At 69.3% G+C, this 14,763-nt stretch carries 12 protein-coding genes and 1 tRNA gene; 11 read left to right on the forward strand and 2 right to left on the reverse strand.

All coding sequences use genetic code 11. The features are described 5' to 3' along the window. Positions 1-32: 32 nt before the first annotated feature. A complete protein-coding gene (locus AAF430_00280; GenBank protein ID MEM7408653.1) occupies positions 33-821 on the forward strand; it encodes a glucose 1-dehydrogenase in 789 nt (262 codons plus the stop codon). 10 nt (positions 822-831) lie between these two features. On the opposite strand, the gene nadB is transcribed toward AAF430_00280, so the two are convergent. Continuing rightward, entirely contained in the window at positions 832-2,454 is a 1,623-nt protein-coding gene (gene nadB / locus AAF430_00285) for an L-aspartate oxidase (GenBank protein MEM7408654.1), read from the reverse strand. 125 nt (positions 2,455-2,579) lie between these two features. Here nadB and AAF430_00290 point away from each other — a divergent pair, with 125 nt between their 5' ends. The 5 genes from AAF430_00290 (at position 2,580) to AAF430_00310 (ending at position 7,867) form a co-directional block, all read left to right on the forward strand. Next, a complete protein-coding gene (locus AAF430_00290) occupies positions 2,580-3,170 on the forward strand; it encodes a lytic transglycosylase domain-containing protein (GenBank protein ID MEM7408655.1) in 591 nt (196 codons plus the stop codon). Then, positions 3,151-3,933 (forward strand): CDP-diacylglycerol--glycerol-3-phosphate 3-phosphatidyltransferase, encoded by a 783-nt coding sequence (pgsA, locus tag AAF430_00295; protein MEM7408656.1) that lies wholly within the window; start codon positions 3,151-3,153, stop codon positions 3,931-3,933. The genes AAF430_00290 and pgsA overlap by 20 nt, the downstream gene beginning before the upstream one ends. Then, positions 3,930-5,240, forward strand: coding sequence for a nucleotide sugar dehydrogenase (locus tag AAF430_00300; protein MEM7408657.1), 1,311 nt, complete (start codon positions 3,930-3,932; stop codon positions 5,238-5,240). Before pgsA ends, AAF430_00300 begins: the two co-directional genes overlap by 4 nt. A 129-nt stretch (positions 5,241-5,369) precedes the next feature. Beyond that, positions 5,370-5,445: transfer RNA gene (locus AAF430_00305), tRNA-Gly, on the forward strand. Between the two features lie 160 nt (positions 5,446-5,605). Beyond that, the gene (locus AAF430_00310) at positions 5,606-7,867 is read left to right on the forward strand and encodes a VCBS repeat-containing protein (protein ID MEM7408658.1); all 2,262 of its coding nucleotides are present in this window, start codon (positions 5,606-5,608) and stop codon (positions 7,865-7,867) included. 74 nt (positions 7,868-7,941) lie between these two features. Here AAF430_00310 and AAF430_00315 read toward each other — a convergent pair whose 3' ends face one another. Beyond that, the gene (locus AAF430_00315; GenBank protein ID MEM7408659.1) at positions 7,942-8,187 is read right to left on the reverse strand and encodes a PEP-CTERM sorting domain-containing protein; all 246 of its coding nucleotides are present in this window, start codon (positions 8,185-8,187) and stop codon (positions 7,942-7,944) included. A gap of 360 nt (positions 8,188-8,547) precedes the next feature. Here AAF430_00315 and AAF430_00320 point away from each other — a divergent pair, with 360 nt between their 5' ends. The 5 genes from AAF430_00320 (at position 8,548) to AAF430_00340 (ending at position 14,743) form a co-directional block, all read left to right on the forward strand. After that, entirely contained in the window at positions 8,548-9,708 is a 1,161-nt protein-coding gene (locus AAF430_00320) for an amidohydrolase family protein (protein ID MEM7408660.1), read from the forward strand. 66 nt (positions 9,709-9,774) lie between these two features. Beyond that, the gene (locus AAF430_00325) at positions 9,775-11,334 is read left to right on the forward strand and encodes a sodium:solute symporter family protein (GenBank protein ID MEM7408661.1); all 1,560 of its coding nucleotides are present in this window, start codon (positions 9,775-9,777) and stop codon (positions 11,332-11,334) included. Positions 11,335-11,607: 273 nt separating this feature from the next. Further along, positions 11,608-12,705 carry a DUF1611 domain-containing protein gene (locus tag AAF430_00330; GenBank protein MEM7408662.1) on the forward strand — a complete coding sequence of 366 codons (1,098 nt, stop codon included), beginning with the start codon at positions 11,608-11,610 and terminating at the stop codon, positions 12,703-12,705. Continuing rightward, complete coding sequence (locus tag AAF430_00335; GenBank protein MEM7408663.1) at positions 12,702-13,505, forward strand: alpha/beta hydrolase; 804 nt, start codon at positions 12,702-12,704, stop codon at positions 13,503-13,505. Before AAF430_00330 ends, AAF430_00335 begins: the two co-directional genes overlap by 4 nt. Further along, entirely contained in the window at positions 13,505-14,743 is a 1,239-nt protein-coding gene (locus AAF430_00340; GenBank protein ID MEM7408664.1) for a porin, read from the forward strand. The genes AAF430_00335 and AAF430_00340 overlap by 1 nt, the downstream gene beginning before the upstream one ends. Positions 14,744-14,763: the final 20 nt, after the last annotated feature.

Genomic DNA, 14,763 nt, shown 5'->3' on the forward strand with positions numbered 1-14,763 from the left:
CGCCTCCTGCGGACGGCTACCCTGCGCCGCGCATGTCCGCGCGCGAAGGAAGACTGGCCGGCCGCACTGCGATGATCACCGGTGCCGGGAGCGGCATTGGTCGCGAGACCGCGCTGCTCTTCGCTCGCGAGGGCGCGAACGTCGTCGCTGCCGACATCGACGAGTCGCGGGCGAGTGAAACGGTCGCGGCGATTGCCGATGCGGGCGGCCAGGCCCATGCCGTCGCCCTCGACGTGCGCCGCGCCACGGCGGTGGAGGCGGCCGTCGGCGAGGCAGAGCGCACCTTCGGCGCGCTCCACGTGCTCTTCAACAATGCGGGGATCTTCCCCGACGAAGACGGTCTCCCCGTCGACACGCCCGAGTCGGTCTGGGAAACCGTGATCGACGTGAACCTCAAGGGCGTGTTCCTGGGCTGCAAGTACGGGATTCCGGCGCTGCAACGCGCAGGCGGCGGGTCGATCATCAACACCGCCTCCTTCGTGGCCGTGGTCGGCGCCGCGACGGCCCAGATCGCCTACACCGCCAGCAAGGGCGGTGTGCTCGCGATGACGCGTGAGATCGCCGTCGCCTACGCGAAGCAGGGCCTCCGCGCGAATGCCCTGTGCCCGGGGCCCGTCGACACGCCGCTCCTGCAGGAGCTGCTCCGCGACCCCGACGCGCGCGCCCGGCGTCTGGTGCACGTCCCGATGGGACGCCTCGCGAAAGCCGAGGAGATCGCCCGCGCGGCGCTCTTCCTGGCCTCGGAAGAGTCGTCCTACGTGAACGGCACCCAGTTCCTCGTCGACGGCGCGATCACCGGCGCCTACGTCACGCCCGAGTAGCGCGGGCCGGCTAGACGAGGTCCTTGCGGCGCACCCGGGTGTCGTCGCTGAAGTTCGTGTCGTCGTGGTCGGGGTAGTCGACGTTGAAGTGCAGGCCGCGGCTTTCCTTGCGGGCCCGCGCACAGCGAATCACCAGCTCGGCGACGGTGGCGAGGTTGCGCAGCTCGACGAGGGGCGGGGTGACGCGCCAGTTCCAGTAGTAGTCGGTGATCTCCTGCTGGAGCAGGTCGATGCGTGCCTGGGCACGGCGCAGGCGGCGATCGCTGCGCACGATGCCGACGTAGTTCCACATGAAGCGTCGGATCTCGTCCCAGTTCTGGGTGATGACGACGGCTTCGGGGCTCTCGGTGGCGTCGCCCGTCTCCCAGGCCGGGGCCTCGTGTTCGTCCGGGGGCACCTCGCGTAGCCGCGCTTCGGTGGAGCGCGCGGCGGCGTCGGAGAAGACCAGCGCTTCGAGCAGCGAGTTCGACGCCAGCCGGTTGGCCCCGTGGAGCCCCGTGCAGGTGACCTCGCCCGCGGCGAAGAGGTTCGGCAGGTCGGTTTCGCCGTCGAGGTTGGTGAGGACGCCGCCGCAGCAGTAGTGGGCCGCCGGTACCACCGGGATCGGCTCGCGGGTGAGATCGACACCGAACTCGAGGCAGCGCCGATAGATGTTGGGGAAGCGGTCGCGGAGGTAGTCGGCGTCCTTGTGGGTGATGTCGAGGAGGACCGATTCGTCGCCCGTGCGCTTCAGGGCTTCGTCGATCGCGCGGGCGACGATGTCGCGGGGCGCGAGGTCGGCGAGGTCGTGCAGCCCTTGCATGAAGGGCTCACCCGACTGGGTCTTGAGGATGCCGCCTTCTCCGCGCACGGCTTCGCTGATCAGGAACGACTTCGCCTGCGGGTGATACAGACAGGTCGGGTGGAACTGGACGAACTCCATGTTCGCGAGGGTCGCGCCTGCGCGATAGGCCATCGCCATGCCGTCCCCCGACGCGATGTCCGGGTTGCTCGTGTAGAGATAGACCTTCCCCGCGCCACCGGTCGCGAGCATCGTGACGCGCGCCTGGAAGGTGTCGATCTCGCCGTTACCCGAGTCGAGGACGTAGGCGCCGACGGCGCGGTTGGGACCGGGCCAGCCGAGCTTCTGCGACGTGATGAGATCGATGCCGCAGTGATCCTCGTAGAGCGAGATGTTCGGGTGGGAGCGCGCCTTCGAGAGCAGGACGCGTTCGATCTCCCGGCCCGTCGCGTCGCGGTGGTGGAGGATGCGGCGGTGGGTGTGTCCGCCTTCGCGGGTGAGGTCGAAGGCCGACTTCCCCGGTTCGGGCGGCGTCTCCGAGACGTCGAACTCGGCGCCGAGCCGCAGCAGTGCGTCGATCATCGCCGGGCCGCGTTCGATCACGTGCTCGACGACCGGGCGTCGACACAGGCCGTCGCCGGCGACCAGGGTGTCCTGGACGTGGGCGTCGAAGCTGTCGTCCTCGTCCTGGACGGCGGCGATTCCGCCCTGCGCCCAGTTCGTGGCCGAGTCGGCAGCGCGCTTCTTGGTGACGATCGCGACGCGCCCCAGCTCCGCGGCGCGCAGCGCGTAGAAGAGGCCTGCGATCCCACTCCCGAGGACGAGGACGTCGAAGCGTTGGGGGTTCGGCAAAGGGAGGACTCGTAGGGCGCCGGAGGCTAAGGGGCGCCGGAGGAAGCACCGATAACGGCCGAGCGATGGAACGCTCCCATTCTATGCGTGCCGCCCCGGACGGGGCAATCCCCCGTGGGGGGATCGTGCGGGTTGCCATTGGAGCCGCGCTGCTGGCCTGTGCCCTCGCAGGGCCCGCTGCAGCGGGCGGCGTCTACATGTACGTCGACGACCGCGGGGTCACCCATTTCACCAACGATCCCCGTGGGGACGATCGCTTCAAGCCGATGACCCTCCGCCGCGAGCTCTCGCGGCGGGTTCCGAAGCACCGGGCCCCGAAGTCCCGGAAGTACGACCCTCTGATCACCAGTGCGGCCTACCACCAGGGGCTGCCGCCCGCCCTGATCAAGGCCGTGATCGCCGCCGAGTCGGCTTTCGATTCCCAGGCCGTCTCCCACGCCGGCGCCCAGGGGCTGATGCAGCTGATGCCGGCCACGGCCGCCAGCCTCGGGGTCAACAACGCCTTCGAGCCCGCCCAGAACGTCCACGGCGGGAGCGCCTACCTCCGGAAGATGCTGGATCGCTATGGCGATGTGAGCCGCGCCCTGGCCGCGTACAACGCCGGGCCGACCGCCGTGGATCGCTACGGCGGCATTCCGCCCTACCGGGAGACCAAGGCTTACGTGGAGCGGGTTCTGACCTACTATCGTCGATATCATGGCGATTTCCCTCGATAGCGAGCCGATCGAGTCGGTCGCCGCGCCGTCGTCCGGGCGCCGGCCGCCGCTCTCCCGCCACGCCCTGCAGGGAAAGACCTCCGCCGAGACGCGCGAACGGTCCGTGCCCGCACCCGACGAAACGAACACCGTTTCCGCAACCGCTCCCGAGGCCCCGCCGGCGGAACGGTTCTGGAATCTGCCCAACACCATCACCGCGATGCGCGCGGCGGTGGTGCCGGTCCTGCTGCTGCACCCGCTCTTCCCGAGCGAGTCCGCCAGTGCGGTGATGGCCTGGTTCTTCATCGTGGCCGCCGTCTCCGACCTCGTCGACGGCTGGCTGGCGCGCCGCGGTCAGCAGGTCACCCACATCGGCAAGCTGCTCGATCCGCTCGCCGACAAGCTGCTCGTTTCCACGGCCCTGATCGTCCTGCTCGCGATGGGGCGAATCCCGCTCTGGGCCACCTGGATGGTGGTGACGATCGTCGGCCGCGAGCTCGCCGTCACCGGCCTGCGCGGCATCGCGTCGGCGGGCGGACAGGTCGTGGCGGCGTCGAGCCTCGGCAAGCTGAAGACCGTCACGCAGAACATCGCGGTGGGGGCCTTGCTCTTCCACTTCACGACGATCGGGCTGAACGCCCAGACCGTCGGCCTCGTCTTCCTCTTCATCGCCACGGCGCTCACGATCGCGTCGGGATACCACTACTTCGCGCAGTACTTCCGGAGCCTGGCCGCCGCGCCGCAGGGGAATGATGCAGAGACCGGAACTGGGAGTGACTCATGACCCGTTTGACGGAACTGCGACATCGCATCGAATCGCGTGACGCGCGGATCGGCGTCGTCGGCCTGGGCTACGTCGGGCTTCCCCTCGCGATCGAGTTCGCGAAGCAGGGCTTCCACGTCACGGGCTTCGACCTCAATCGCTCGAAGATCGAAACGCTGAACGACGGCGATTCCTACATCGAAGACGTCCCGGCCGACGAGGTGGCGAAGGTCACCCAGAGCGGCGCCCTGGTGGCCACGACGGATTTCGGGGAGCTCGCGCGCTGCGACGTGATCAACGTCTGCGTGCCGACCCCGCTCACGCGCAGCAAGGACCCCGACGTCTCGCACATGGCCGAGGCCATGGAGGAGATTCGCAAGCGCCTGCGTGTCGGGCAGCTGATCGTGCTGGGCAGCACCACCTACCCGGGCACCACCCATGAGCTCTTCGTGCCGCTCCTCGAGGGCACGGGGCTGAAGGTGGGCGAGGACTTCGCGATCGCCTTCGGGCCCGAGCGCATCGACCCGGCGAATCAGCAGTTCGCCGTGAACGAGGTGCCGAAGGTCGTGGGCGGCGAGACGCCGCTCTGCTGCGAGCTCGCGTCGGCGCTCTTCAAGACCATCTTCGACACGGTGGTGCCGGTGTCTTCCACCCAGAGTGCCGAGATGGTGAAGCTCCTCGAGAACACCTTCCGCGCCATCAACATCGGCCTCGTGAACGAGGTGGCGCTGATGTGCGAGCGCCTGGGGCTCGACGTCTGGGAAGTGATCGAAGCGGCGGCCACCAAGCCCTACGGCTACATGAAATTCCTGCCGGGGCCCGGCCTCGGGGGGCACTGCATTCCCGTCGACCCGACCTACCTCTCGTGGAAGATGAAGACGCTGAACTTTCCCGCGCGCTTCATCGAGTTGGCCACCGAGATCAACAACGCGATGCCGTCCCACGTGGCGGATCGCGTGGCCGATATCCTGAACGACGACCGCCTCGCGGTGAACGGCGCGCGGATCCTGATCCTGGGCGTGGCCTACAAGGCGAACGTCTCCGACGTCCGCGAGTCGCCGGCCCTCGATGTGATCCAGCGGCTGCGCGAGAAGGGCGCCGAGATCGCCTTCCACGATCCCCATGTCAGCGAGATCGATATCGAGGGCCACACGCTCAAGGGCACCGATCTCTCGGACGCCACCCTGGCGGCCTACGACCTGGTGATCATCCTGACCGACCACGCCGCGGTCGACACCGCGCGGGTGGTGGAGAAGGCCGAGCGCGTCTTCGACACCCGCAACGCCACCAAGGGCATCGCCGGTGGCGAGAAGGTGCGGAGGCTCTAGGCGCAACACTGGACGGGGCCGAGCGGGGAGGGCGTCTCCTCCCCGGAATCGAGCCGCTGGGGCCGAAGCGGCTGCGCCCTTGACGCGCCCGCGGGGGGCCCGGATACTCTCCCGTCCAACGCTTTCCGAGCACGAGTAGCTCAGTTGGTAGAGCGCCACGTTGCCAACGTGGGGGTCGCCGGTTCGAGCCCGGTCTCGTGCTCCAGAAAAACGAAGCGCCCCCGGCCACCCGGCCGGGGGCGTTCTCGTTTGTGGGCGCAGAGGGCCCCCGCCCCCCGCGCGGCTTGACCCGCGGATCGTCGCGACGGGAAGATGGGCCGACGCGACCGCGCCGGGTGAAGCCGTGGGATCGCGGCGGGGGCTCCATGCGTCTAGCGCGAAGGCACGACAGGAAACCGCCGGCTCGCTACCTGGCGGCCGTCCTCGTCGTGCTCGCACTCTCGACCGAGGTGAGCGCGGACGGACTCTTCATCGATCGCATCGATGTCGAGCCCGGGCCCAATGGCGTCCAGGCGGTCGACGTAAACGGTGACGGGGAGGTCGACCTGCTCACGGCGGGAATCGATGGCCACGCCTTGGCAGTCCTCTTGGCGAACGGGGACGGCACCTACGCGCCGCCGGTGCTGTACGGGCCGAGTACGCTCCCCATCGGCCTGGCCGCGGTCGACGTCGACGGCGATACGATCCTGGACGTGCTCTCGGTGCGGAGCAATCAGGTGCGTGCGCTGCTCGGCAACGGCGACGGCACCTTTCAGGCGTCGATCAACTCCCCGTCGACATTGGCCCTCTTTACGAGCAGCTTCGCCGTCGGTGATCTCGATGGGGACAGCGTTCCCGACCTCGTCACGACGGATCAGTTCACCGGCGTCAACGTGGTGCTGGGGAACGGCGACGGGACCTTCCAGCTGCCGGTGGCGTACCCGGTGGGCACCCCCGGGTCCACCTTCCCGTTCGGCGCGCGGATCGCCGATCTGAACGGCGACAGCGCGCCCGACATCGTGGCGACGAACTCGGTGAGTTCGAACGTCCATGTCCTCCTCGGAAACGGGGACGGCACCTTCCAGGCTGCGAACGACCTCACGATCGGAGTTTCCCCGGGGCGGACTGCGTTCATCGACGTCGATGGCGACACGGTCCTGGATCTGCTCGCGATCGATTTTACGACCAGCGAGCTGCTCATCCTGCCCGGCAACGGAGACGGGACCTTTCAGACGCCACAGGTCTCGTCGGCCGGAGAGGCGACGGGCATCCTCGAGGTCGTGGATGTCGATGGGGACGGCGTCACGGACATCGTGGGCTTCGCCCAAGGGGGCAACGGCGTGTCGGTGCTCCTGGGCAACGCCGGCGGCAGCTTCCAGCCCGGAGTCAAGTACGGCGCGGGCCGCGGCGTCGGGGCGGTGGACGTCGCGGACATCGACGGGGACGGCCTCCTCGATATCGCGACGGAGAATTCGCAGAGCAGTGACCTGAGCATCCTGAAAGGTCTCGGCGACGGGAGTTTCCTGGCTGCCGAGACCTACGAAGCCGGGGACTCTCCTGGCGCGGCACTCCCCGTCGATCTGAACGGCGACCAGGTTCCCGACCTGGTCGCGTCGAACGGACCTACCGACACGTTGAGCATCTTGCTAGGAAACGGAGACGGTACCTTCTCGGCGGCCATCAGCGTTCCAGCCGGGGACAACCCCGGCTTCGTCCAATCGTCCGACTTCGACGGCGACGGCATCGTCGATCTCGCCGCAACGAGCCGAAACGACAACAGCGTCGTCGTCTTGCTCGGGAACGGGGATGGCACGCTCCAGCCGGCGGCTTCGTTTCCCGCCGGTGAGTTGCCCTCGTCGCTCGTCGTGGCCGACCTCGATGGCGACTCGATTTCGGACCTCCTCGTGGCGAACGCGGGGCTCGACGAAGGGCGCGCGCTGCTCGGCAACGGCGACGGGACCTTCCAGGCTCCCGTCGCGTTCTCGACTGGAGAGTCGCCGAAGTCCTTCGCGGTGGCCGATCTCGACGCCGATTCTGTCCCGGACGTCGTCGCCGTCAACGGCAGCAACGCGAACGAAGTGAGCGTCCTTCTGGGAAACGGGGACGGCAGCTTTCAGGCGCCGGATCCCGTCTCGGTGGGGCAGATACCGGAAGCCGCACTGATCGAGGATCTCGACGGGGACTTGATTCCCGACTTGATCGTCGCCAACAACGTCAGCGACGATGTGAGCGTGCTCCTTGGCATCGGGAACGGGACGTTCCAGCAGGACGTGGTGTACCCGACTGGGGATACCCCGCTCGGGCTGGCCCTCGCAGACGTGACTCTCGATGGGAAGCCAGACGTGATTACCGCGAACTGGCGGAGCGACGACGTGAGCGTGCTCCCGGGGAACGGCGACGGCAGCTTTGGCCCGCCTCTGCACTTCGAGGTCGGAGATGCGCCGAGAACAGTGGCGGTCGCCGACTTCGACGGAGATCTCGTTCCCGACTTGGTGACGACGAACGAGGCGAGCGACGACCTCAGCGTGCTGCTCAACCTCTGCGACCGACCCCCGGTGCCGGGGCTCGGGGTCGTGGGGGGTGCGTTGCTCTCCGTGCTCTTGGCGAGTAGGGGTGCGACGCGTGCGCGCCGCAGACGTGTTTGCTGAGCGCTTTCGTCCCCCATCGGGAGCACGTTGGAACACGGCGCCCGTCGATCTGCGAAGGCGCCGAACGGTCGGTGTCATCCCGGGTCCGAGCGAGCGGCCCGCGAAGGTCGTGCCCGGTTCATCGCTGCGAGCCCGAGCAACAAGAGCACGCCCGAGTGGGGTTCGGGGACGGGTGTCAGGCTCTCGATGCTCCCAAGAAAGTCGATCTGACCCCCGTCGACGTCGGTCCAGAACACGCTGAACCCATCGCTCTCGAAGTCGAGGAACGCGGGGAAGTCCGCGCTCCACGAGATCGCCCATACCCACACCGGTCCCGGCAACACTGGAGTCCCTGAGGGAGAGGACTCTCAGGTCGCCCGCCAGCGCGACCGGAACCGCAGAGCCCGGCGTCGCGACGAGCCCCGCGCAAACGCCGAGGACGAGGGGGAAGGGCTTCATGGGGTCTCCGCCAGCTCACGAGTGGCGATGCACCCGACCCCTGCCCAGGATGGGTGGCCCCAGTATGTCAGAAATGGGCTGAGCCCTGTCGTGGCTCTCGTCGGCCTCGGCTCGACGGGTAGCGCCGGCTGAGGTCGCCCGCGGTCGCCTCGCGCCGAGCAGGTTCCGTCGGGACGTGTCAGTCTGGGGTGTCGCTGCGGCGCCGTGGACCACCCGCGCGTGGCCGCCTACGGGAGGCCGCCATGCCCTACGTCGAGACGGGGCGCGTCGTGCACGACGCGGATGCCCACATCCTCGAAACGCCCGATTGGTTCGAGGGCTTCGCGGAAGCGCGGGTGGTGGGCCGCTTGCGAGAGATGCTCGCGCCCTACTGCGGGAGCGAAGTGGATCGCTGCCGGTCGCTGCACGCCGATGCCGCGTACCGCGCGCGCGACCCGGAAGAACTGATGCTCCGCAAGAACTGGCAGGCCACCGGGTCGTTCCTGGCCGAAGACCGGCCGCAGGCGCTGGACCTGCTCGGGTTCGCCAGCCAGCTCATCTTCCCCACCGTGAGCGTGGGCCACCTCGCGGCTCTCGAACATCGCGACGACATGGGCCTGCTCTACGGGACCGCCGAAGCGAGCAATCGGGCGATGAGCGCGTTCTGCGCGGGCGATTCGCGTCTGCTCGCCGTGGGCTACGTGCCCCTCGCCGACCTCGAACGCGTGCCGAGCGCAGCGGAGCAGGCCATCGAGGCCGGCTGTCGCGCACTCCTCGTTCCCTCGCGCTGTCCGCGCCACCACGCCACCAGCCACGCGGCGCTCGATCCGCTGTGGGCGCGCGCCCAGGAGGCGGGGCTGCCGATCCTGTTCCACGTCGGCAACCCGGACGAGTTGTTGAGCGACGCGCACAAGAACAACGGCGCGCCGCCGGTTCCGGACTTCCACGGCGGCAGTGAGAACTTCACCTCGGTGTCGTACATGGCGATCCCGGCCCAGCCGAGCCTCGCCCTCTCGATGCTGATCCTCGACGGCGTCCTCGAGCGCTTCCCCAAGCTGCGGGTGGGTGTGATCGAACTCGGAGCGAGCTGGCTGCCCGGGTTCATGCGGCAGCTCGATTCCGCGGTCGACGCGTTCTCCCGCATGGAGGACCGGCTGAGAGCGCTGTCGCTGAAACCCTCCGAGTACGTCCAGCGGCAGGTGCGGGTGACGCCGTTTCCGGCCGAGGACGCGGGTTGGATCATCGAGCAGGCGGGACCCGAGGTCTGCCTCTTCTCGTCCGACTACCCCCACGTCGAAGGCGGTCGTCATCCGCTCGGGCGCTTCGAGCGCAGCACCGGGCACCTACCGGCGGATGTGCAAGAACGCTTCTACCGCCACAACTTCGAGGACCTGATGGGACCGGCGCTCGAGGGCGTGCTGTAGCCGCATGCCGCCGCGCGAGTACGTCGCGTGCTGGGGTGGGCTCCGCAACGGGGCTCGGACCCGCGGATGACCGAACTCCAGCTCTGGTCCTGGGGGTTCCTCGTCGTTTACGTGGCGGCGATGGTCGGCTTCGGCATCGCCGGCATGCGCCGCGTGCGCGGGGGTGACGACTTCGCGACGGCCCGTAGTGCCTACGGTCCGCTCTTCCTCGCGCTCGCCTTTGCCGCGACGACCGCCAGCGGCGCCACCTTCCTCGGTCTTCCCGGCTTCGCCTACACCAACGGCGTATCGGCCTTCCAGCACACCTTCTTCTACCCGGCGGGGGTGTACCTGGGCGTGCTCATCTGTCTGCGCGCGGTGTCGCGCGCCGGCGCGTCCTTCGGCAACCGCACGATTCCCGAGTTTCTTGGCGACCGCTACCAGTCGGAGCTGTTGCGCGTCTGCTTCGCGCTCTTCTCGCTGATGCTGCTCTTCTATCTGGCGGGGCAGCTGGTGGCGGGCCTGGTGATGTTCGAGCAGCTGCTCGGGCTCTCCCCGGGCTGGGCGCTCGGAATCACGGCGGCGGTGCTCGGCGCCTACGTCGTGATCGGCGGGGCCCACGCCGACATCCTCACCGATGGCACCCAGGGTGGCCTGATGGTGATGCTCTCGCTCGCGGTGGTCGCCATGTTCGTGGTGGGTTTCGGGGTGGGGGAGGGCGCCGGCGCCGTCTTCGACCGGCTCGAGGAACTCGACGCGGGCAACCTCGCGTTCATCCACCCGACCGCGCCGATCTTCGACTCGTGGTGGGACGTGGTTGCCGTCTTCCTGTGTCACGTGCCCCTCGGCTTGCTCCCCCACATCGGCAACAAGCTCTGGGCGCTGCGCGCCGGCACGGACCGTCGCGTCTTCATCGTGGCCTGCTTTGCGCTGGGCTTCGCCCTGCCGCTGATGACCTTCGGCGGCCTGCTCGCGCGGGCGGTGCTCGGGGACGCGCTCCTCGTCTCAGGAGGCGGGAACGCGGCCGTGCCCGCGCTCTTCATTGAACTCCTGCCCGTCTGGCTGGCGGCGTTGCTGGGGGTGGGAATCCTGTCGGCGGTGATGTCGACGGCCGATGGCCTGGTGGTGTCGACCTCCCAGGTGTTCGCGAACGATCTCTACCGCTGCTCGATTGCGCCGCGTTGGCATGCCGACAAGAGCGAGGCCGAGATCGATGTGATCGTGCTGCGCATCAGTCGGATTGCGACGGCCCTGACCCTGGCCGCCGCCTCCGCCATGGCGTGGGCGCTGCTCGACATGAACGTGGCGCTGCTCGTGTGGATCGGGGTCGGCGGGATGATGGCGGCGCTGGCCGGGCCCCTGGTGCTCGGCGTGCTGTGGCAGGGCGTGACCCGCGCGGGAGCCCTCGCGGGCTTCGCGGCGGGCGCGGGCACCTTCATCGTCGCAAAGGCTGCGCTGATCCCCGCGGCGTGGTTCGCCGGGACACCGCTCGCGGAGGCCGCGGTCTGGTTCGAGGCCCAGGCGGTGAGTCCCTACGCCTGCGCGACCCTCGGTGAGTTCGCCTCGGTCGCAGCGACCGTCCTGGTCTCGCGATTCACCGAGCCGCCGTCCCGGGCGCATCTCGAGCGGATCTTCGGCCCACGCTGAATCCCGGGCGCCCCGTGGCGCCGCGAGCCAGTCGCGTCCGCCGGGCAGACCCGCGTGGGTGGCCCGAGTCGCCCTGCACGCGACCTCGGTCGCCGTGGGTGCGCTTCCCAGGGGCGCTGTGCGGGCGCGTTGCGCATTGTCAAATTTGGGATAATTTTCCCAAAAATGAAGACCTGGATCCCGCCCCGGACGGCCCGCTCGCGTACTGGGAGGGGGCGAGGATCCGCCGCGAAGGCGAGGGCCGGTCCCCACCCGGTTCGCCCGGAATCACGCATGAACCCCAGCGAAGCCGCTCCGTTCGCTCTGCCCATCCCCGCCGATCCCCGCCTGTCCAAGGCGCCCATGGCGTACACGGCACGGCGCGTGCCCCGCGCGGTCCTCCGCGCCCTCGACCCGAACGGACGTCCGCGTCCCGGCGATCTCGTGCTCGCCCGGGTCGAGGGCCTGGGGCACCACCGCAAGCTCCATCTCGCCAACGGGCGCCGGCGTCAGCTCTTCATCGGCGACGAGATCGTCGTGGTCTACGCCCACCGCTACGCGCCCAATCAGTTCGAGGCGTCGGTGCCCCGCTCGCTGGGTCCCTGCCACCTCGTCGCCGGCGGTGGCGTGGCCGCCCAGGTCGTCGAGCGCCACAGCCGCCTGTGGCGTGGCCCGACGCGCTTGCGACCGATCGGGCTCGTGACCGAAGAGCCCGGGGGTCCGCCGCTCAACGTCGCGAGCGCCGCTTTGCCTCCGGGGCCGGCGCCCGTGCCGGGTCGCGTGCCCACCCTCGCCGTCGTGGGAACGTCGATGGATTCGGGCAAGACCACGACCGCGGCCCACCTCGCGCGAGGTGCGCGACGCGCGGGGCTGCGCGTGGGGTACGCGAAGGTCACGGGCACCGGCGCTGCGGGGGACCCCTTCCTGCTCGTCGATGCGGGCGCGGACCCGGTGCTGGACTTCACCGATGTCGGGTATGCCTCGACCTACCGCTTGTCGCCCGACGCGGTTCAGCGCGTGTTCACCGAGCTCGTCGGGGCGCTCCAACAGCACGCGGTCGATTGGATCCTGCTCGAGATCGCCGACGGTCTGCTCCAGCCCGAGACCGCCCGGTTGCTGCAGAGCGCGAGCTTCCGGCACCTCTGTGATGACGTCGTGCTCGCAGCCCCGGATGCGATGGGCGCCGTGTGTGGCGTCCTGCAGCTGCGCGAGCTGGGTCGGCGGCCGTTGGCCCTGACGGGCAGCCTCGACGCGGCGCCCTTGCAAGTGCGCGAGGCCACGACGGCAACCGGGGTGCCGGTGCTCGGACATCTGGAGCTCGGCGAGCCGGCGACGATCCAGAAACTCCGGGCGGCGTGCGGTGCCCACCAGGAGGGGGGGGCGGCGGGGTGACCGACGTCTTCCGATATGCGTCTCGCGAAGGCGTCGCGGCCGACGGACTTCCCTACCGCCTCTACGTTCCATCCGGGGTGAACCGCGGCCCGGTCCTGGTCGCGATTCACGGCATCTCGCGAAACGTCGACGAGCACTTCGACGTCTTCGTCCCGGTGGCCGAGCGGCTCGGCTGCGCCCTCGTGACGCCCCTCTTCGACGAGGTGCGCTTCGAAGACTACCAGCGACTCGGCCGTCGGGGGCGCGGCGCGCGCGCGGATCTCGCCCTCCGCAATCTGCTCGAGGAGATCCGCGGTGGGCTCTGGCACGGCACGACCGTCTGGCTCTTCGGCTACTCGGGCGGGGCTCAGTTCGCGCATCGGTACGCGATGGCTCACCCCGAGGACGTCCGGGGCGCGGTGCTGGCGTCGGCGGGTTGGTACACGTTCCCGGATCGCGCCCGCGCCTACCCCTACGGGCTGCGTCTCGGCGCGGAGCTCGCTGCCGCCACCCTGCGACCCGGGGCGTTCCTGCGCGTGCCGATGTTGGCGCTGGTGGGAGACCGGGACACCGAGCGCGACGATGCGTTGCGCAGCGGCCCGGGCATCGATCGACGCCAGGGCTGGGACCGCGTCGAACGCGCTCGCCGTTGGGTCAGCGCAATGCGCGACGCGGCGATCGAGCGTGCGCTCGAGCCGCGGGTGCATTTCTCGACCCTCCCCGGGGTGGGCCACTCCTTCCCCGAAGCGGTCAAGGCCGGGCTCGCGGAGCGGGTCTTCGAGTTTCTGTCGACGGACGCGCCGACCACGGGGGCGCGCTGATGCGCGCCTCGAAGGCAGCGCTGCTCGGGGCCGTCGTGCTCGCGAGCATTGCGAGCGCCGACGAGCGATTCCTGTTGGCATCCGGAGAGGGCGGCGAGCTGTCGGCTTCCACGCGACAGGGCCTCGCGTGGGAGTGGCGTGACCTGCGCGTGCGGTTGGGGGGACGCTTCCACCTGGACGCAGCGATCTTCGACGACGATCGCACCCGGCTGAAGAACGACCTCGACGTGCGCCGCGGCCGACTGCAGCTGCGCGTGCGGTACGGCGATGACTGGCGCCTGCGGGTGGATCGCGAGTTCGCCGACGAGAGTGGCAGCGACAGTCGCGGGTGGCGGAACGTCTGGCTGCGCTGGACACCGCTCCGGAAGGTGCAGCTCCAGGTCGGCAACTTCATTGCGCCCCTGGGGCTCGAGAGCCTGGGCTCTTCGAATACGATTTCCTTCCTCGAGCGGGCGCTCCCGAGCGTGCTGGCTCCCGGTTTTCAGACCGGAGCGATGCTGGCGGCGCGTGGGCGGTTGGGCGACACGCGCCGGCGTCATCACTGGACCTTCGCAGTCTTCGGTGGCATCGAGCCCTTCGGTGTCGAGGAGAACGACACGAAGCGCAGCGAGCACGTGTCCTTCGCGTCGCGCTTGACCTACGCACCCTGGGCGGAGAATCGCCGGGTGCTGCACCTCGGCGCGGCGGTCGAGTATCGGGACAACGACCACCGCAGTCGCTATCGGGTGCGCACGCGCCCCGAATCGTTCCTGGCGGAGCCCCTGCTCAGCACGGGCCGACTCCGGGAAGTCGACGAAGTCACCACCTTCGGGGCCGAGGCGGGGGGCATCTACGGCCCGTTCTCGCTGCAGGGGGAATACCTCCAGAGCTGGCTGTCGCGGCCTTCGCGGTCGCGCTCCCGCCCGGACCCCACCTTTCACGGCTGGTACGTCCAGGGCAGCTGGGTCGTGACCGGAGAGAGCAAGCGCTACAGCCGCTCCCGCGGCGTCTTCGGTGGGGTGCGGCCAAAGGCGCGCTGGGGCGCCGTCGAGCTGGCCGTGCGCGTGAGCGCTCTGGATCTGAACGACGAGACCGTGCGCGGTGGCAGCGCGACCGATATCACCCTCGGCGCGAACTGGTACCTGCGCGAGAACGTGCGCCTGATGTTCAACTACGTGAACGTCGAATCGAAGCAGCGTCGGACCCGACGGAGCGACGATCCCCACCTGTTCCTGTTCCGCTTCGCGGTGTTCCTCTAGCCGTGGCGCGAAGCAGCTCT

This window comes from Myxococcota bacterium (assembly GCA_039030075.1).
Lineage (GTDB): Bacteria > Myxococcota_A > UBA9160 > UBA9160 > SMWR01 > JAHEJV01.

Coding starts and splice junctions, on each gene's coding strand:
- pgsA (MEM7408656.1), top strand. CDS start 3,151: ATGGCGATTTCCCTCGATAGCGAGCCGATCGAGTCGGTCGCCGCGCCG.
- AAF430_00310 (MEM7408658.1), top strand. CDS start 5,606: ATGCGTCTAGCGCGAAGGCACGACAGGAAACCGCCGGCTCGCTACCTG.
- AAF430_00330 (MEM7408662.1), top strand. CDS start 11,608: ATGAACCCCAGCGAAGCCGCTCCGTTCGCTCTGCCCATCCCCGCCGAT.
- AAF430_00340 (MEM7408664.1), top strand. CDS start 13,505: ATGCGCGCCTCGAAGGCAGCGCTGCTCGGGGCCGTCGTGCTCGCGAGC.
- AAF430_00280 (MEM7408653.1), top strand. CDS start 33: ATGTCCGCGCGCGAAGGAAGACTGGCCGGCCGCACTGCGATGATCACC.
- AAF430_00300 (MEM7408657.1), top strand. CDS start 3,930: ATGACCCGTTTGACGGAACTGCGACATCGCATCGAATCGCGTGACGCG.
- AAF430_00325 (MEM7408661.1), top strand. CDS start 9,775: ATGACCGAACTCCAGCTCTGGTCCTGGGGGTTCCTCGTCGTTTACGTG.
- AAF430_00320 (MEM7408660.1), top strand. CDS start 8,548: ATGCCCTACGTCGAGACGGGGCGCGTCGTGCACGACGCGGATGCCCAC.